This window comes from Bacillus sp. YBsi01 (assembly GCF_038406745.1).
GTDB lineage: Bacteria > Bacillota > Bacilli > Bacillales > Bacillaceae > Bacillus > Bacillus siamensis.
In genome coordinates, this window is record NZ_CP151679.1 from 792,937 (window position 1) to 812,463 (window position 19,527).

17 protein-coding genes are annotated in these 19,527 nt (G+C 45.8%); all 17 read left to right on the forward strand.

The window, feature by feature from the left end:
* The first annotated feature begins 7 nt into the window (after positions 1-7).
* The gene (locus AADZ70_RS04375; RefSeq protein ID WP_342007774.1) at positions 8-463 is read left to right on the forward strand and encodes a MarR family transcriptional regulator; all 456 of its coding nucleotides are present in this window, start codon (positions 8-10) and stop codon (positions 461-463) included.
* On the forward strand, positions 463-3,582 hold the full coding sequence (locus AADZ70_RS04380; protein ID WP_342007775.1) for an MMPL family transporter: 3,120 nt from the start codon (positions 463-465) through the stop codon (positions 3,580-3,582). Before AADZ70_RS04375 ends, AADZ70_RS04380 begins: the two co-directional genes overlap by 1 nt.
* Positions 3,583-3,733: 151 nt before the next feature.
* The gene (locus AADZ70_RS04385; protein ID WP_047474934.1) at positions 3,734-5,014 is read left to right on the forward strand and encodes a pitrilysin family protein; all 1,281 of its coding nucleotides are present in this window, start codon (positions 3,734-3,736) and stop codon (positions 5,012-5,014) included.
* Positions 5,011-6,297, forward strand: a complete 1,287-nt coding sequence (locus AADZ70_RS04390) for a pitrilysin family protein (RefSeq protein ID WP_016936068.1) — start codon at positions 5,011-5,013, stop codon at positions 6,295-6,297. Before AADZ70_RS04385 ends, AADZ70_RS04390 begins: the two co-directional genes overlap by 4 nt.
* 58 nt (positions 6,298-6,355) lie before the next feature.
* A complete protein-coding gene (locus tag AADZ70_RS04395) occupies positions 6,356-7,084 on the forward strand; it encodes an SDR family oxidoreductase (RefSeq protein ID WP_095240826.1) in 729 nt (242 codons plus the stop codon).
* Between the two features lie 75 nt (positions 7,085-7,159).
* Positions 7,160-7,417, forward strand: a complete 258-nt coding sequence (locus tag AADZ70_RS04400) for a DUF3243 domain-containing protein (protein ID WP_003154150.1) — start codon at positions 7,160-7,162, stop codon at positions 7,415-7,417.
* A gap of 128 nt (positions 7,418-7,545) precedes the next feature.
* The gene (locus AADZ70_RS04405; protein ID WP_007409819.1) at positions 7,546-8,337 is read left to right on the forward strand and encodes a YmfK family protein; all 792 of its coding nucleotides are present in this window, start codon (positions 7,546-7,548) and stop codon (positions 8,335-8,337) included.
* 18 nt (positions 8,338-8,355) lie between these two features.
* Complete coding sequence (locus tag AADZ70_RS04410) at positions 8,356-9,243, forward strand: RodZ domain-containing protein (protein ID WP_016936066.1); 888 nt, start codon at positions 8,356-8,358, stop codon at positions 9,241-9,243.
* 73 nt (positions 9,244-9,316) lie between these two features.
* Positions 9,317-9,898 carry a CDP-diacylglycerol--glycerol-3-phosphate 3-phosphatidyltransferase gene (gene pgsA, locus AADZ70_RS04415; protein WP_016936065.1) on the forward strand — a complete coding sequence of 194 codons (582 nt, stop codon included), beginning with the start codon at positions 9,317-9,319 and terminating at the stop codon, positions 9,896-9,898.
* A gap of 17 nt (positions 9,899-9,915) precedes the next feature.
* Complete coding sequence (locus AADZ70_RS04420) at positions 9,916-11,166, forward strand: competence/damage-inducible protein A (RefSeq protein WP_342007776.1); 1,251 nt, start codon at positions 9,916-9,918, stop codon at positions 11,164-11,166.
* Positions 11,167-11,337: 171 nt separating this feature from the next.
* Positions 11,338-12,381: a recombinase RecA gene (gene recA / locus AADZ70_RS04425; protein WP_016936063.1), complete on the forward strand. Its 1,044-nt coding sequence runs from the start codon at positions 11,338-11,340 to the stop codon at positions 12,379-12,381.
* Positions 12,382-12,547: 166 nt separating this feature from the next.
* On the forward strand, positions 12,548-13,729 hold the full coding sequence (locus AADZ70_RS04430; protein WP_016936062.1) for a serine hydrolase domain-containing protein: 1,182 nt from the start codon (positions 12,548-12,550) through the stop codon (positions 13,727-13,729).
* Positions 13,730-14,021: 292 nt separating this feature from the next.
* Positions 14,022-15,581 carry a ribonuclease Y gene (gene rny, locus AADZ70_RS04435; RefSeq protein WP_016936061.1) on the forward strand — a complete coding sequence of 520 codons (1,560 nt, stop codon included), beginning with the start codon at positions 14,022-14,024 and terminating at the stop codon, positions 15,579-15,581.
* A 60-nt stretch (positions 15,582-15,641) separates the two neighbouring features.
* Positions 15,642-16,436, forward strand: coding sequence for a TIGR00282 family metallophosphoesterase (locus AADZ70_RS04440; RefSeq protein ID WP_049628495.1), 795 nt, complete (start codon positions 15,642-15,644; stop codon positions 16,434-16,436).
* A gap of 200 nt (positions 16,437-16,636) precedes the next feature.
* Complete coding sequence (spoVS, locus tag AADZ70_RS04445) at positions 16,637-16,897, forward strand: stage V sporulation protein SpoVS (protein ID WP_003154135.1); 261 nt, start codon at positions 16,637-16,639, stop codon at positions 16,895-16,897.
* Positions 16,898-17,153: 256 nt separating this feature from the next.
* Positions 17,154-18,200, forward strand: coding sequence for an L-threonine 3-dehydrogenase (tdh, locus tag AADZ70_RS04450; RefSeq protein WP_269775067.1), 1,047 nt, complete (start codon positions 17,154-17,156; stop codon positions 18,198-18,200).
* A 12-nt stretch (positions 18,201-18,212) separates the two neighbouring features.
* Complete coding sequence (locus AADZ70_RS04455) at positions 18,213-19,391, forward strand: glycine C-acetyltransferase (RefSeq protein WP_095240705.1); 1,179 nt, start codon at positions 18,213-18,215, stop codon at positions 19,389-19,391.
* The last annotated feature ends 136 nt before the right edge of the window (positions 19,392-19,527 follow it).

Genomic DNA, 19,527 nt, shown 5'->3' on the forward strand with positions numbered 1-19,527 from the left:
GGAAAAGGTGCATGAAGAAAAAGTAAAACAGCTCATTCAGCGTTATGCCGATGTATACCTGCACGTCTTAAAAAAAATTGACAGCATTATCGCCGAAAAAGTGAACAAAGAGCTGACATTGGATCAATATTACATACTCCGCTATATTATGCTCAATCCCGATTGCAAATCAATTGAACTGGCAGCGGTATGCCACGTCAATAAAAGCGCCATTACATCCATGACGAACCGCCTGTATGAAAAAGGATACATCAAAAGAGAACGGAGCCAAAGCGACCGCCGGAGCATTCTGTTAAACGTTACGGAAAAGGGGACGGAAGTATTTCACCGGGTGGAGCGGCGGATTGAGGATCTCGTCCGTTCATACATTATGCATTTTGATGAAGACGAGGCGGAAATGTTCGTTAATACATACGAAAAATTATATCGACTGATGATGACAGAGGAGGATCGGCAGACATAATGAAAAAGATTATCCAAGCCCGCTGGATCATCGCCGCGGCATGGATCGCCGCAACGGTGATATTTATGCTTACAGCGCCTGATATGGCTGAATTGACACGGGAGAAAGGCCAGATTTCCGTACCGGACGGATATTCCTCTTCTTACGCCCATAAACTGCTTGATGAAATGTCTGATTCAGACGCACCGTCTTCTTCAGCCGTCATCGTATTTCACGAGAAAGGCTTAATGACAGACAAAAAAGCTCGTTTGCAGGAGGCTGTGGACACCTTATCTGAACATAAAAAAGCGCTTCATATTAAAACGGTGACCTCATATTTCGGGGAAAAAAATGAAGACGTCAAAAAACAGCTTCTGTCAAAAGACAGACAAACGATGCTCGTTCAGCTGCAGCTTGATACATCGAAAAATGACATCCTCAAAATAAAAAACAAAATTGATAAAGAACTGAAACCGTACGGTGTATCATACGGCATCACAGGCCAGTCGCTGATTGACGAAGATGTGTTGAAAAGCTCGCAGGACGGCTTAAAAAAGACTGAATATATAACGGTTGCTTTTATCCTGATCGTGCTGATTCTTGTATTCCGGTCAGTGGTTGCTCCGTTTGTGCCGCTTTTATCTGTATTAATTTCTTATTTAGTCAGCCAGTCCATTGTCGCATTTTTAGTCGATCAGCTGGATTTCCCGCTCTCAACCTTTACGCAGATTTTTATGGTTGCGATTATGTTCGGAATCGGCACAGACTATTGCATCCTGCTTCTCAGCCGCTTTAAAGAAGAACTGTCTCACGGCGCTGATATAAAAGAAGCGATCGTCGTGACCTATAAAACGGCCGGAAAGACGGTTTTATATAGCGGCGGAGCGGTATTGATCGGATTTGCCTGCATCGGATTTGCGACATTTAAACTGTATCAGTCGGCAGCCGCCGTTGCGGTCGGCGTCGCAGTGCTGCTGCTTGCACTCATGACGATCGTGCCGTTTTTTATGGCTGTTTTAGGAAAAAGACTGTTTTGGCCTGTTAAGGGCGATATTTCCCATCCGCAAAGCAAAGCATGGGAAACGGCAGGGCGGTTTTCATTTAAAAGGCCGCTTATCAGTCTTGCAATCGTGGCGGTATTCACCGTCCCGCCTATCCTTCTTTACAAAGGCGCTCTATCTTACAACAGCCTTGACGAAATCGGGGATAAATATGAATCCGTCCGCGCCTTTAATACGATTTCAGACGCATTCGGCCCCGGAGAACTTCTTCCGGCGACAGTTGTCATCAAAAATGACGACAAATTAAATACCGAAAAACACCTGATTGATATCGAAAAAATCAGCAGAGAACTTGAAAAGACAGAAGGTGTGAAAACGGTCAGAAGCGCCACGCGCCCTGCGGGAAACGGATTGAATCAATTATTTGTCACAAATCAGGCAAAACAGCTTCAAGAAGGGCTTGATAAAGGCAATACAGGACTTGAAAAAATAACGGACGGTTTAGGGCATGCCGCAAAGTCGTTAGCTGATTCACAGCCGCAGATTGAAGAGTCGGGAAAAAGCGTCAATCAGCTTATTGACGGAACACTGTCTCTGAAATCCGGGCTTTCTGATATAGGAGAAAACCTGAATAAACTGCAGGCGGGCGTCAATAAGAATAAAGCCGGCGTCGCTCAAATGAGAAAGCAGATTGAAGAACAGAAACAAATGCTCTCTATGCAGCTCAGCCAAAACAGCGGTCTCGCTTCAGAAACGCAAAACGCTTTAAAGCTGGTCAAAACCGTTCTGCCGATGAAAAATGAAGCGAGCAGGCAGCTTGCTGATTTGAACAAACAGCTTAACCGGCTGCCGTTTGCAAAACTGGAAGCATCGATACCGGCAGTGAAAGCTGATCCGTCCTATCAAGTGATCAAATCTGCTTTTACAGATGTACAGTCAGCCGTTTCCAAAGCAAATAGAGACGCCGAAGCGTTTTCTAAAGAGGTTGACAGTCAAAAGGATCATCTGCAGCAAGCGGAAAAACAATTTTCCCTACTGTCAGCCGCCCAGAAAAAGATTGACACCCAAATTAACGCAATGATTAACGGTCTGACCCAAATTGAAAACGGCCTTCAGCAAGTGTCAGACGGCCAGGGGGCTCTCGCCGGACAAATGCCGCGCCTTGAATCGGCGGCAGATCAGCTCGCGGAGGGGCAGAAAAAAATGCAGAGCGGTCTCGGTGATTTTTCTTCCCAGCTCAGCGATCTTTCTTCCGGCCTTAACGATAGTGTAAAAGGGCTTAAGAAAGTGTCAAGCGGCATGATGGGGGCGAATGATTATCTGGGTGAACTTCATAAGGCGTCAGACAAAGAAATGGCCGGCTGGTTTGTGCCGAAAGACGCCTTGGAAAATAGCGATTTCACAAGCGTGTTTAATACGTACATGTCAGATGACAGAAAAACGACAGAATTAACAGTTGTTCTTGATAACAACCCTTATTCAAATACGGCTATTCAAGATATTGAAGCGATCAAAGCGAGCGTTAAAAGGATCATTCCGAACACGGATCTGAAAAATGCCTCTTTCGGCGTCTCCGGGGTTTCCAGCATGAATGCCGATTTAAAAGAAGTATCGGATTCAGATTTCAAACGGACGGCAATGTTTATGCTGGCGGGCATTTTTCTGATTCTCATCGTGATGCTGCGCTCCCTTATTATGCCGGTTTATTTAGTGGCTTCGCTCGTCCTGACGTATTTCGCATCCATCGGGGTGACGGAATACATCTTTACACACTTCTTCGGGTATCCGGGCGTAAACTGGGCCGTGCCGTTTTTCGGCTTTGTCATTCTGATGGCTCTTGGTGTGGATTATTCCATCTTTTTAATGGACCGCTTTAATGAGCTGAAAAAAGAAGGAACGGAAGCCGCGATGATCAGCAGTATGAAAAATATGGGCTCGGTCATCATTTCGGCGGCAATTATTTTAGCGGGAACCTTTGCGGCCATGCTGCCGTCAGGCGTTCTTTCCCTTTTGGAAATTGCAACCGTGGTATTAACCGGCCTCCTCATGTATGCAATTGTTGTCCTTCCGTTTTTTGTACCGGTTATGGTGAAAATATTCGGAAGAGCCAACTGGTGGCCTTTCAATTTGAAAAAATAACGTACAATGCCTCTGCCTGTTTTTGGGCAGAGGTTTTTTGTTTCCTTATAAATCCTCCAGTTGATATAATTACATCTGCGCACTCTTTTTTGCGAATGCTGAATTTTGGTCATAATACATACTATTAAAGAATGAACGAAGGAGGTTTCACATGACTTACGTAAATGAAATGAAGTCAAAGCACGGCGGAATCACCGCCCACATCGTAAAGACTGAGAAATTTAAAACCGTTTCACTGACGTTTAAAATGCTGGCTCCTTTAACGAAAGAGCTCGTAACAAAAAGGGCGCTGTTTCCTCATGTGCTTCTCCGCGGTACAGAAAGCCGGCCGAAAACCGCTGATTTGCGTTCTTATTTCGATGAGCTGTACGGGACATCCGTTTCCGCTGATCTGACAAAAAAGGGAGAACGTCATGTTATTACGTTCCGGCTTGAGATTCCCAATGAAAAATATCTGAAGGACCGCACACCATTATTGGAAAAAGGGCTTCAGCTTTTATCAGAGCTTGTCTTTTCGCCTGCTTTGGAAAACGGCGCCTTCCTGCCCCTTTATGTCACGCAGGAAAAACGGACGCTGAAACAGCGGATTCAAGCCGTATATGACGATAAAATGAGATATTCTAATCTCCGTCTCGTTCAGGAAATGTGCAAAAGCGAACCGTATGCCCTTCACGTCAACGGCGAGATCGATGATGTCGAACACATTACGCCGCAAGATCTGTATGAAGCCTATCAAAAAGCCATACGCGAAGATCAGCTGGACTTGTATGTCATCGGTGATGTTGACACAGATCAAGTGAAAACGGCTGTTGATACGTATTTTAAAACGGACGAACGGGCGCAGCAGCCTTTAGAAAGAAGCACGGCGAATGAACAGCCTGACCCGAAGGAAGTCATTGATGAAGAGGACGTCAAACAAGGCAAACTGAATATCGGATTCCGGACCAATACGACATACACAGACCCGGACTATCCGGCATTGCAAGTGTTTAACGGGCTGTTCGGAGGTTTTTCTCATTCAAAGCTGTTTATAAATGTCCGTGAAAAAGCGAGTCTCGCCTATTATGCAGCCTCAAGGGTGGAAAGCTTCAAAGGGCTCCTGATGGTCATGTCAGGCATTGAAGTGAAAAATTATAAGCAGGCCGTCACCATTATTGAAGAACAATTTCAGGCTATGCAAAACGGTGATTTTTCAGAGGACGATATCGCCCAAACGAAAGCCGTTATTAAAAACCAAGTGTTAGAAACGATTGATACGGCATACGGCTTAGCGGAATTTCTGTATCAGCAGGCTTCAGCCCAAGTGGAGATACCGATCGAAACTTTCCTTGACAATATCGAGAAAGTGACGAAAGAGGACATTATCAATGTCGGAAAGAACATCAAGCTGGATACGACTTATTTCTTAAAAGGGACGGGGGGAGCATCTTGACTAAACCGATAAACTACGAACAGCTGCAAGAAACGCTGTATCATGAAAAAATGGCAAACGGCCTTGATGTCTATGTGCTGCCGAAACAGGGCTTTAATAAAACATACGCCGTGTTTACGACAAAGTACGGTTCCATTGACAATCAGTTCGTTCCTTTAAATAAGGAAGAAATGGTTCACGTCCCTGACGGAATCGCGCATTTTCTTGAGCATAAACTGTTTGAAAAAGCGGACGGCGACGTGTTTCAGGACTTCAGTAAGCAGGGGGCGTCGGCAAATGCCTTTACTTCATTTACACGAACCGCTTATCTGTTCTCCAGCACTTCAAATGTAGAGAAAAACCTGGAAACACTCGTGGATTTTGTTCAGGATCCGTATTTCACGGAAAAATCAGTGGAAAAAGAAAAAGGCATCATCGGCCAAGAAATTAACATGTATGATGATAATCCGGATTGGCGGCTGTTTTTCGGTCTTATCGAAAATATGTATAAAGACCACCCTGTGAAAATTGACATTGCCGGAACGGTAGAAAGCATTTCACACATTACGAAAGATCTGCTGTATGAGTGCTATGAAACATTTTATCACCCGAGCAATATGCTGCTCTTTATCGTCGGGCCCGTTGATCCTGAAGCGATCATCAGCCAGGTGCGGAAAAACCAGGAGAAAAAGCCGTTTACAGATCAGCCTGAAATCAAACGTGAAGAAGTTCAGGAGCAGGAAGCGGTTTTCCGCCGGGAGCAGGAATTAAAAATGAACGTCCAAGGCTCAAAATGTCTTGTCGGCTTAAAGGCGAAAAACCCTTATAAAACGGGGCGGGAGCTGTTGAAGCACGAGCTCAGCATGAACCTCATGCTTGAATGTCTCTTCGGAAAAAGCTCACCGCATTACGGCGACTTGTACGACAAAGGCTACATTGATGAAACCTTCAGCTTTGATTATACGGCTGAATACGGATTCGGTTTTGCCTCTGTCGGAGGAGATACACCGGAGCCGGATAAGCTTGCTGACGAATTAAAACAGATGCTGCTTGATGCGGGATCAGCCGTGACTGCGGAAAAACTTGACCTGGCGAGAAAAAAGAAAATCGGGTCATTTTTAAAAGCGCTCAATTCGCCTGAATATATCGCCAACCAATTCACGCGCTACGCCTTTTTAGATATGAGTCTGTTTGATGTCGTAACCGTACTGGAGCAGATCACCCTGGAAGACGTAGAGCGGGTCATTAAAGAAGAAGTGTCAGAAGACAGGCTGACAGTCTGCAAAGTCGTGCCAAAATCATAAAAAAACATCCCTCACGCCCTGAGGGATGTTTTTCTGGGGAAAGAAGGAATGTTGATTGATGAAACAGACAGCGCTCGTCACCGGAGCAAGCGGCGGAATCGGACAAAGTATAAGTGAAGTCCTCGCAAAAAACGGATATGACGTGCTTTTGCATTATCATTCTAATAAAGAAGCCGCACACAGGCTTGCGGAAAGATTGAGCGCATCATTCGGTGTAAAAGCTTCCGTTATTCAGGCGGATCTGTCCTCACCGGAAGGCGCGGAGACACTCAGCCGCTCCGTTAAACAGCCTGTGGACGCTCTGATATTAAACAGCGGCAAAAGTCATTTCGGCCTGATTACGGACGTGACGGATGACACGGCGCGGGAGATGGTGCAGCTGCATGTGACGAGCCCGTTTTTGTTGGCGCGTAATCTGGTGCCCGGCATGATCCGGAAAAAAAGCGGAGGCATCGTCGCGATCGGTTCCGTATGGGGAGAAACAGGCGCATCGTGCGAAGTGTTATACAGCATGGTCAAAGGAGCGCAGCATTCGTTCGTCAAAGCGCTTGCCAAAGAGCTCGCTCCGAGCGGCGTCCGCGTGAACGCAGTCTCACCGGGCGCCGTTGATACGAATATGCTTGATCAGTTTACGTCTGATGAAAAAGAAGCATTGGCAGAGGAAATACCCGCGGGCCGGCTGGCAAATCCCGAGGAAATCGCCGAAGCGGCAGCGTTTTTATTATCGGAGAAGGCTTCCTATATTACCGGACATATATTATCGGTAAACGGCGGCTGGCACTGCTGAAAAAAATGTGTGTATAGTTTGCATCTGCACGGACAAAATAATTTTGTAACAACAGATGAAATGGAGGAAGCCAACATGTCAGTATTAGAAAACTGGGATAATTGGAAGAATTTCCTTGGTGACAGATTGAACTATGCACAGGAAAAAGGGATGAGTGATGAAACGATCACTGACCTCGCTACAGAAATCGGCGGTTACCTTGCGAACGAAGTCGACTCGAAAAACCATCAGGAAAAAGTGCTTGCTGATCTTTGGAGCGTTGCTTCTGAAGATGAACAGCGCGCCATTGCAAATATGATGGTGAAGCTTGTTGAAAATAACAGCACTCATTAAGAGGGGAGGATTTCTCCTCTCTTTTTTTATGTTTTCCTCTATAGAGCAACATTCTTCTTTCTAATTAGAGAAAAATGTTTTATGATAAAGGAAGGTAAAAATTTGCCACAATGGAGGGGGTATATCATTTGGCAAAGCTCGAATGGTATTTTGAATATGAAATTCAAGTGAACCGCCCCGGCCTGCTCGGGGATATTTCATCTCTTCTCGGGATGCTGTCAATTAATATTGTCACAATTAACGGTGTCGACCTTTCCAGAAGGGGAATGCTGCTCAGATGCCGGCATATAGATCAAATTAAACGATTGGAATCAATTTTAAAAACAATGGAGACCATTAAAGTAACGAAGCTGAGAGAACCGAGGCTTCGCGACCGTCTCGCAGTCCGTCACGGAAGATACATTCAGCGTGATGCCGATGATAAAAAAACCTTCCGTTTTGAAAGGGACGAGCTTGGCCTTTTGGTTGACTTTATGGCTGAGCTGTTTAAAAAAGAAGGACACAAACTGATCGGAATCCGGGGAATGCCGCGGGTCGGAAAAACGGAGTCCATCGTTGCCTCAAGCGTCTGCGCCAGCAAAAGGTGGCTTTTCGTATCTTCAACGCTGTTAAAACAAACGATCCGCAGCCAGCTGGTTGCCGATGAATACAGCACGGAAAACGTGTTTATCCTTGATGGCATCGTTTCGACAAGACGGGGCTCTGAGCGCCATCTTCAGCTCGTCAGTGAAATTATGAGGCTCCCGGCGACAAAGGTCGTGGAGCACCCGGATATTTTTGTTCAAAATTCGGAGTATACGCTCGATGATTTCGATTATATTATCGAACTCAGAAATGATCCTGACGAAGTCATTACATATGAACATGCAGAAGAACCGCAAATATTTGATCAGACCGGTTTTTCAAGCTTTGATTTTTAATATTGGAAGGTGTTTGTTGTGACAGAATTAGCAATCCGGCTTAAAGAAGCCAGAGAGGAAAAAGGGATGTCATTGGATGAACTCCAGGCGGCGACGAAAATTCAGAAAAGATACTTAACCGCTCTGGAAGAAGGCTCCTATGATGTCATTCCCGGCAATTTTTATGTGCGGGCGTTTATCAAGCAATACGCAGAAGCTGTCGGGCTTGATTCAGACCAATTATTTGAAGAATATAAAAAAGACATCCCGAACACGTATCATGACGATGTGTCGGAGAAAATCTCCGGTCTCGCCATGCAAAGGGAGCTGCCTAAGTCTTCAAAGGCGGCGGAATGGCTTCCGACCGTTCTTATTGTCATCGGTGTGATTATCGTCATTGCGATCGTGTATGCGATTATTCAGTTTGGAATAAGCAAGTCCGGGCAGACTGACAGCAATAAGGCCGTCACCCAAAGTGAGAGCAAGTATGAGATTCCTAAGGATTCTGCGCTGAAAAACGACGGCAATACAAATGACGGAGCGCAGACTGACAGCAAAAAAGACAAAAAAGCGCCAGAGCAGAAAAAGAAAGAAAAGAGCAGTGAAAAGACAGAGATCAAAGCGGCCGGAACAGAAGGCTCCGCTTCTTCATACAACGTTTCCGGAGCTGATAAGTACAAGCTTGAACTGATTGCTTCCGACAACGCTTGGATCCGCGTCCGTGATGACAGCGGCGGTTCATTAAAAGAAGGGACGCTGCAAAAAGGCGAAACCTACAAAAAAGACATCACAGATCAAAAGCAGATTGAAATACGCACGGGCTATGCCCCTAACCTGAAAATTAAAATCAACGGAGAGGTTCTGTCCTATGAACTCAATCCGCATGATGTGATGGCGCAGACCATAACAATCAAGATGAAAAAATAAAAGGGGAAAAGTCATCTGAACGATTAAGATGACTTTTTCTTCACGTCCGAGTACATATTATTGGAGGGGCTTTATGTTTAACTTACCGAATAAAATCACACTGGCAAGAATCGCTTTAATTCCTGTATTTATGATTATCATGCTTGTTCCTTTTCAGTGGGGCAGCCTTCATATAGGGGATGAATCGATTCCGGTCGCACATCTTACGGGAGCTGTTTTATTCATTATCGCATCAACGACTGACTGGGTGGATGGCTACTATGCCAGAAAGCTGAACCTCGTGACAAACTTCGGGAAATTTTTAGATCCGCTGGCTGACAAGCTGCTTGTGTCTGCGGCATTAATTACGCTTGTACAGTTTGACCTTGCGCCGGCGTGGATGGTCATCGTCATCATCAGCCGCGAATTTGCCGTAACGGGACTAAGACTTGTGCTGGCGGGAACGGGGGAAGTCGTAGCCGCCAATATGCTGGGAAAAATTAAAACATGGGCTCAGATCATCGCTGTTGCAGCGCTTTTACTTCATAATCTCCCGTTTGAGCTCGTTTCTTTCCCGTTCGGCGATATCGCTTTATGGGTGGCTGTGCTCTTCACAGTCATTTCCGGCTGGGATTATTTTGCGAAGAACTGGGATGCGTTAAAAACATCTAACTAAGAAAGAAGGACTTGAACATGGAAATAGCAAAAAAAGCGGAAATCATTGCAGTCGGCTCAGAGCTTCTGCTCGGACAGATCGCCAATACGAACGCTCAGTTTATCAGTAAAGAGCTGGCGGAAATCGGCGTAAACGTGTTTTACCACACCGCTGTCGGTGACAATCCGGAGCGGCTTAAGCAAGTCATCCGCATTGCCGAAGAGCGCTCGGACCTGATTATTTTTTCAGGCGGCCTCGGACCGACCAAGGACGATTTAACAAAAGAAACCATTGCAAACACGTTGGGACGCCCGCTCGTTCTGAATGACGAAGCGTTCCGGTCGATTGAAGAGTATTTCGCGAAAACAAAACGGACCATGTCGCCGAATAACCGCAAACAGGCGCTCGTTATTGAGGGCTCGGACGTTTTGGCGAATCATTTCGGCATGGCGCCGGGAATGCTTGCAGAGCACGGATCAAGGCTTTATATGCTGCTTCCCGGACCGCCGAGCGAGCTGCGTCCGATGTTTGAAAATGAAGCGAAGCCGCTGCTTCTTAAAAAGCTCGGTTCAAATGAGAAAATCGTTTCAACCGTGCTGCGGTTTTTCGGAATCGGTGAATCTCAGCTTGAAGCTGATTTAGAAGATATCATTGACGCGCAGACGAATCCGACGATTGCGCCGCTTGCCGCTGACGGCGAGGTTACGCTTCGTTTAACGGCGAAACATGCCGATGAAAAAGAAACAGAACGGCTTTTAAAAGAAACGGAAGCCGCCATTTTAGAACGTGTCGGTGAATTTTTCTACGGATATGATGATACGTCCCTGGTGAAGGAGCTTTCAAAAGCATGCAGACAGAACGGAATCACGATCTCCTCTGCCGAAAGCTTTACAGGCGGACTGTTTTCAGAGTGGGTGACTGATTTAAGCGGCGCGTCTCAACTTTTTGCAGGGGGCGTGGTCTGTTATTCCGACAGCGTGAAACAGCATGTGCTCGGTGTGAAAGCCGAGACGCTCACAGATAGCGGAGCGGTCAGCAAAGAGTGCGCGCGCGAGCTTGCCGCCGGTGTCAGAAAGCTGACCGGAAGTGATATCGGTATCAGCTTTACAGGAGTTGCGGGTCCGGATCCGCAGGAAGGGCATGCCCCGGGCCGCGTCTTTATCGGCATTTCCGCGGAAGGAAAAGAAGAGGTGCATGAATTTAACTTTGCCGGATCAAGAACCGGCATCAGAAAGCGTGCCGCTAAATACGGCTGCCATCTCATTTTAAAAATGCTGGATCAAAAATAAAGTTTTAAAAGGGCGTTTTCTCTGATTTTTAATTTTTACGAAGGGAATTATGTTCTTTTGAAGAAAAGCGAACGCGGAAAAAATCCGAATATGCGTTCGCTTTTTTCTTGGCAAATGTCAGTAAACAAGGTATAGTATATGTAGTGGCAAGATAAAGGAGGAAAAAAATAAATGAGTGATCGTCAGGCAGCCTTAGATATGGCTCTTAAGCAAATAGAAAAACAATTCGGCAAAGGTTCCATCATGAAGCTCGGGGAAAAAACGGATACAAGAATTTCAACGGTGCCGAGCGGCTCCCTTGCACTTGATACCGCTCTCGGAATAGGCGGATACCCGCGCGGACGGATTATTGAAGTGTACGGACCTGAAAGCTCAGGTAAAACGACCGTAGCGCTTCACGCAATCGCTGAGGTTCAGGAAAAAGGCGGACAGGCAGCATTTATTGATGCTGAGCATGCCCTTGATCCTGTTTATGCGCAAAAGCTCGGTGTCAATATCGAAGAGCTGCTTCTGTCTCAGCCGGATACGGGAGAGCAGGCGCTGGAGATTGCTGAAGCGCTGGTGCGAAGCGGAGCTGTTGATATCGTAGTCATTGACTCTGTTGCGGCGCTTGTTCCAAAAGCTGAAATTGAAGGTGACATGGGTGACTCACACGTCGGTTTACAGGCGCGTCTCATGTCTCAGGCGCTCCGTAAGCTTTCCGGGGCCATCAATAAATCTAAAACAATCGCAATCTTTATTAACCAGATTCGTGAAAAAGTCGGCGTTATGTTCGGAAATCCGGAGACGACACCGGGCGGACGCGCGCTGAAATTCTATTCTTCCGTGCGTCTTGAAGTGCGCCGTGCCGAGCAATTAAAGCAGGGTAACGACGTGATGGGGAATAAAACGAGAATTAAAGTCGTAAAAAACAAAGTCGCTCCTCCGTTCCGTACGGCTGAAGTGGACATCATGTACGGTGAAGGAATCTCCAAAGAAGGGGAAATCATCGACCTTGGAACTGAACTTGATATCGTGCAAAAAAGCGGCTCGTGGTATTCTTATGAAGAAGAACGCCTCGGACAGGGCCGTGAAAATGCCAAGCAGTTCTTAAAAGAAAATAAAGACATCATGCTGATGATTCAAGAACAAATCCGTGAACATTACGGTTTGGACAATAACGGTGTTACGGAAAAATCGGAAGAAACTCAGGAAGAGCTTGAATTTGAAGAATAAAAGCACGATCAAAAGGGCGGAATAAGCAATTTCCGCTCTTTTTTTGTGTGTTTAAAAAAACACTGGCTGTTTCGGAAAATTTTATCTGAAATGTTACAACTTTTTTCACCCTTCACTCGTCTAACATCATGGCGAAAGTTGAAATTATATCTGAGGAGGAAAAAAGATGACGAGCCCCCGCCGCACAAGAATTAACAAAAAAAGAAAGAAGAAATTGATGAAAACGGGAGGGCTGTTTCTTTTTCTGCTGCTTGTCACTGTTTTTATTATGATCTGGACCGTCACAGCGCATCACCGGGAGAAGGATTCTGTTAAAAGTGCTCCCGCCGCTCAATCTGATTCTTCAAATGACCAGACTCAACAAAAAAAAGAAAAGACGCAAAAAGAGAAAACACCTAAATCAATCGATCACAATAAACGAATCAGCAATTACTTGCAACAGATCGGGTTCAGCGGCACAGCAATGGTCGTAAAAGATGGAAAAGTTGTGCTGAAAAAAGGTTTTGGCTATGCGGACCGAAAACAAAAAATCAAAAACAATCCGGAAACATCATATTATATCGGTTCTTCACAAAAGGCGTTAATCGCAACGGCTGTCCTGCAGCTTGAAGAAAAAGGGCTGCTTCAGACGAGTGACCCCGTCAGTACATACTTGCCGAATTTTCCTAACGGCACGCGCATCAAACTGAAAAACCTGCTCAATCATACGTCCGGCATAAACGGACATATTGAGGGTCAGGGACCGATTTCTCCCATTGATTTAATTAAGGATATAGAATACCGCGGAATTAAACGGCAGCCTGGGGTTTGGGATTATAGAGATTCCAATTATTCAGTGCTCGCCTATATCGTATCTCAGGTCAGCGGGGAGTCATACGAACAATATATAAAAGACCACGTATTCAAACCGGCCGGAATGAAACATGCCGGATTTTACAAAACATTTGCTGAAGCCAAATATCCTGCCGTCGGCTACAAAGTTGATGAGAGCGGACAGCTTGTAACGCCTCACATTTTGGACTTATCGCAGCTGTATGGGGCGGGCGACATGTATATGAGTGCTGAAGATCTTTATAAATTTGATAAAGCGGTCGTCAACGGTACGCTTCTTTCAAAACAAAGCTTTACAAAAATGTTCACAGCCGGAAGCAGTGCCGCTTACGGCATGGGATTTTACATTGATCCGGGAAGCTATTCCAATCACGGTGTAATGCCCGGTTACAACATTTTGAACAGCTTCAGCCATTCGGCAGGCAAATATGTCATTTTACTGTCAAATATTCAGAATAACGCCAAATTAGGGCAGGTAAACAATAGAATTTACCAATTGCTTAACCAGCCGGACTAAACGAGCCTTCATTTGCGAAAAGCAGATGAAGGTGTGGTATGATATATACATGGCGAAGATTCTGAGCCGAAGGCGAATCGTTAAGCTGGCAAGCTTGACAAGTATTTCCGACACAATTACAATGAAGTTGTAACATTTGTTTTTTTAACATGATTGTTAAACCATTTAAACTTGACAAGGGCATGAGAGATTCATTCCCTGTGAAGGTTCTGTATGTTGAGAAAATCTGACAATGTACATGCCGGCACTTATTTAAGCAACAACCAAGTTCATAGCAAGAGGAGGTGAAAGTATGACCCTAATGACGGTTCTCATCTCCATTTTGCTGACTCTGCTCGGTTTAGTTGTTGGCTACTATGTTCGTAAAACCATTGCCGAAGCAAAGATTGCGGGCGCACGCGGTGCTGCCGAGCAAATCCTTGAAGATGCAAAGCGTGATGCTGAAGCACTGAAAAAAGAAGCTCTGCTTGAAGCAAAGGACGAAATCCATACACTTCGAATAGATGCTGAACAGGAAGTTCGTGAAAGACGAAATGAGCTTCAAAAACAAGAAAACCGTTTACTTCAAAAAGAAGAAAATCTTGACCGTAAACATGAAGGAATTGATAAACGGGAAGCGATGTTGGAGAAGAAAGATCATTCTCTGAATGAACGACAACAACATATTGAAGAGATGGAAAGCAAAGTGGATGAGATGATTCGTATGCAGCAGTCAGAACTCGAACGCATTTCGAGCCTGACACGGGATGAAGCGAAACAAATCATTCTTGACCGGGTTGAAAATGAGCTTTCACATGATATCGCCATCATGACAAAAGAAACCGAAAACCGTGCGAAAGAAGAGGCGGACAAAAAGGCGAAAAACATTCTGTCGCTTGCTTTGCAGCGCTGTGCAGCAGATCATGTTGCCGAAACGACGGTATCGGTCGTCAATCTTCCGAATGATGAGATGAAAGGACGTATCATCGGCCGTGAAGGGCGTAACATCCGTACGCTTGAAACGCTTACAGGTATCGACCTGATTATTGATGACACCCCTGAAGCAGTCATTCTTTCCGGATTTGATCCGATCAGACGGGAGACGGCAAGAATCGCTCTTGATAAACTCGTGCAGGATGGCCGTATTCACCCGGCGCGCATTGAAGAAATGGTTGAAAAATCCCGCCGCGAGGTTGATGACTATATCCGGGAAATGGGTGAACAGACGACGTTTGAAGTCGGCGTTCACGGACTTCATCCGGACCTGATCAAGATTCTCGGCCGATTGAAATTCCGTACAAGCTACGGGCAAAACGTACTGAAACATTCCATGGAAGTGGCGTTTTTAGCCGGTTTAATGGCTTCCGAACTTGGAGAAGATGCAAAGCTTGCCAAGCGGGCCGGTCTTCTGCATGACATCGGAAAAGCAATTGACCATGAAGTGGAAGGAAGCCACGTGGAAATCGGAGTGGAGCTTGCGACCAAATATAAAGAGCATCCAGTCGTCATTAACAGTATTGCGTCACACCACGGAGACGAAGAGCCGACTTCCATTATCGCCGTTCTGGTCGCTGCCGCTGATGCACTGTCAGCCGCAAGACCGGGTGCGAGAAGTGAAACGCTCGAAAACTATATCCGCAGACTTGAAAAGCTTGAAGAAATCTCCGAGTCTTACGAAGGTGTTGAAAAATCATTTGCGATTCAGGCAGGCCGTGAAGTTCGCATCATGGTGAAACCGGACTCCATTAATGATTTAGAAGCCCATCGTTTGGCGCGTGATATCCGTAAACGAATTGAGGACGAGCTTGATTATCCGGGCCACATTAAAGTGACCGTGATCAGAGAAACTCGAGCCGTAGAGTATGCAAAATAAAGTGATGCTTAGCGCATCACTTTATTTTTTTGAGCCCCAGAAAAGAAAGGAATGGAATTTATGAGAATTTTATTTATCGGGGATGTTGTCGGTTCTCCGGGCCGCGACATGGTAAAAGAATATGTCCCGAAACTGAAAGCGAAACATAAACCGCATTTTACGATTATTAACGGAGAAAATGCAGCACACGGAAAAGGACTGACGGAAAAGATCTACCACAGCCTGATGGAAGCCGGAGCCGATGCCATTACAATGGGAAACCATACGTGGGATAAAAGAGAGATCTTCGACTTTATTGATGATGTGCCGCATCTTGTCCGGCCGGCGAACTTCCCGGAAGGTACGCCGGGCAAAGGCATTACCTATATTAAATCGAACGGAAAAGAGCTTGCCGTCATGAATTTACAGGGGCGGACGTTTCTTCCGCCGCTTGATGATCCGTTTGCTAAAGCGGATGAGTTAATAGAAGAAGCGAAAAAGCGCACGCCGTACATTTTTATTGATTTTCACGCCGAAGCGACAAGCGAAAAAATTGCGATCGGCTGGTACACAGACGGAAGAGCCTCTGCCGTGGTTGGCACACATACACACGTACAAACGGCAGATAACCGCATTTTGCCGAAAGGAACGGCATATATTACTGATGTAGGTATGACGGGTCCGTACGACGGAATCCTCGGTATGGACAGAGAAACGGTCATCAAGCGGTTTAAAACCAATCTTCCTGTCCGGTTTACCGTTGCGGAAGGGAAAACAACGCTGAGCGGAGTGCTCATCGACATCGATGAGCAAACGAAAAAAGCCGTAAATATCGAACGGATTTTAATCAACGATGACCATATGTTCTTTGAATAGGTGATCATGTGTTTATTTTATAAAAATATTAAAAGGAAAAGCAGGAATATAGCAACTTCTTAGTGAATATAGTAGAAATGGAAGGTAGCCCGCTATTTTTGAAAAGCATTGTGGGGGATGGCTTTTTGGATAGCAACATCTAATAATGATTGTTCTAATGAACACTCACTTATCCATTGTAAAACTAAGGGGGAGCAGAAATGGAAATCTTAAAAGTTTCAGCGAAATCAAGTCCAAATTCAGTGGCAGGCGCGCTTGCCGGCGTATTAAGGGAACGCGGAGCTGCCGAAATTCAAGCAATTGGGGCGGGTGCCTTAAATCAGGCTGTTAAAGCGGTTGCGATTGCCAGAGGCTTTGTCGCGCCAAGCGGCGTAGATTTGATTTGTATTCCGGCTTTTACAGATATACAGATTGACGGAGAAGAAAGAACGGCGATTAAGTTAATCGTCGAACCCCGTTAAACCAAAACCTGTTCATTCTCAACCTGCTTGCATAAGGCGAGCAGGTTGTTTTTATTGCTGTCATATTTTCTCACAATATTATATTGATAGTACGAAGAGATGATAAATGGCTTTATTCATATAATATTCAAAAAAAATCCCGCCCATTTTTCCGGACGGAAGCAATTGTATTTACTGAATAGACACTGCTGTTTACCTCCTTCTTAAGCCATGTTACAATCCAGTTATTACAGTGTTTTTTTGAGGGGGAGTGTACATGTTGGAAGGAAAGATGAAAGCTGTCGTCAAAAATGAAAACGCTTTCGGAGCAACTTTGAAAGAAATTTCCATACCTTCCATTAATGAGAATGAAGTTCTCATTAAAGTACAGGCCGCATCTATATGCGGTACAGATGTGCATATTTATAATTGGGATCAATGGGCGCAGGAACGAATCAAAACACCTCAAGTATTCGGACATGAATTCAGCGGTATCGTAGCAGAAACAGGCAAGCACGTCACAAATGTCAAAACAGGTGACTATGTATCGGCGGAAACCCACTTCGTCTGCGGAACTTGTGTCCCCTGTTTAACAGGAAAACATCATGTGTGCACTCATACAAAGATCCTTGGCGTGGATACAGCCGGATCCTTCGCTGAATATGTCAAAGTGCCGGCTCAAAACATTTGGAAAAACCCTGCTGACATGGATCCTGCCGTCGCCTCAGTTCAAGAGCCGCTTGGCAACGCGGTGCACACGGTGCTGGAAAGCGGCCATCTGGCGGGCGGCACCGCTGCAATTATCGGCTGCGGGCCGATCGGACTCATGGCGGTGGCTGTGGCTAAAGCGGCCGGCGCGTCCCGCATTGCAGCAATTGATAAAAATGATTACAGACTGGCTCTTGCAAAAAAATTGGGAGCCGAAATCACGATTTCAGCTGACAAGGAAGACCCGCTTAAGGTCATTGATGCCTTAACGGGCGGAGAAGGAATAGACCTTGTCTGCGAAATGTCAGGGCACCCTGCAGCAATAATACAAGGATTAAAGATGGCGGCCAACGGAGGAAGATTTCATATGCTGAGTCTGCCGGAACACCCGGTGACGATTGACCTGACAAATGACGTGGTGTTTAAAGGGCTGACCGTTCAGGGCATCACCGGCAGAAAAATGTTTGAAACATGGCGTCAGGTATCGCATTTGCTTGAATCCGGCCTTGTTGATCTGACTCCGGTGATTACCCATCAGTTTCCGCTTGAAGAATTTGAAAAAGGGTTTGACCTGATGAGAAAGGGCCAGTGCGGCAAAGTCATTTTGATTCCATAAAGGGAGGGTTCTATCATGAAAGAATTTGAATATCTAAAAGCAGAGCTTGATAAAATGAAAGAAAATAACACATGGCAGCAAATGAAACAAATTGAAACGAAGCAGGGGCCGTCGGTGGCAGTCAAAGGGGAGAACGTTATTCAGCTTTCATCGAACAATTATCTCGGTCTGACGTCGCACCCAAGGCTTGTCGAAGCGGCCAAACGCGCTGCGGAGGAATTCGGAGCGGGTACGGGGTCCGTCCGGACAATCGCGGGAACATTTACGATGCACAATGAGCTGGAGAAGAAACTGGCAAACTTTAAAAAAACAGAAGCGGCACTTGTTTTTCAATCAGGATTTACAACGAATCAAGGCGTTTTATCAAGCATTCTTACAAAAGAGGATATCGTGATATCTGACGAATTGAACCACGCTTCCATTATCGACGGGATCAGGCTGACGAAAGCAGATAAAAAGGTGTACCGCCATGTCGATATGGGCGATTTGGAAAGGGTGCTGAAAAAATCAATGAATTACCGCATGCGCCTCATCGTCACGGACGGCGTATTCTCAATGGACGGCAACATCGCTCCATTGCCTGACATTGTCAAACTTGCAGAGGCGTACGATGCTTTTGTCATGGTTGACGATGCGCATGCTTCCGGCGTGCTCGGAAAAAACGGAAGGGGAACGGTTAATCATTTTGGGCTTGACGGAAGAGTCCACATTCAGGTAGGCACATTAAGCAAAGCCATCGGAGTTCTTGGCGGATATGCCGCAGGGTCGCAGGTTCTGATCGATTATCTGCGCCATAAAGGCCGTCCTTTCTTATTCAGCACTTCTCATCCGCCTGCGGTAACGGCCGCATGCATAGAAGCCATTGACGTCCTGCTGGAAGAGCCGGAGCATATGGAAAAGCTATGGGAGAACACGGCGTATTTCAAAGACAAACTGGTTCAAATGGGGCTGACCCTTACAAAAAGCGAAACACCGATCGTGCCGATATTAATAGGTGAGGAAGAAAAAGCCCAGGCATTATCAGACCTTTTATTGACCCGCGGCGTCTTTGCACAAAGCATCGTATATCCGACGGTCGCTCAGGGAAAAGCGAGAATCCGCACCATTATTACGGCGGAGCATACAAAAGAGGAGCTTGACCGGGCGCTTGAAGTGATCCGTTCAGCGGCAAAAGAGCTTCAGCTTGTATAAGAGGGAGATGATTCCCTCTTTTTATTTCTTATTGATTCTTATTCTCAATAAGGTGTACAATAATAGGCTGGCGGTTGTGCCAAACGCTTTTAACCAGTATACTTGAGGGTGGAAGTTTCGGTTGAAAGGAGACATT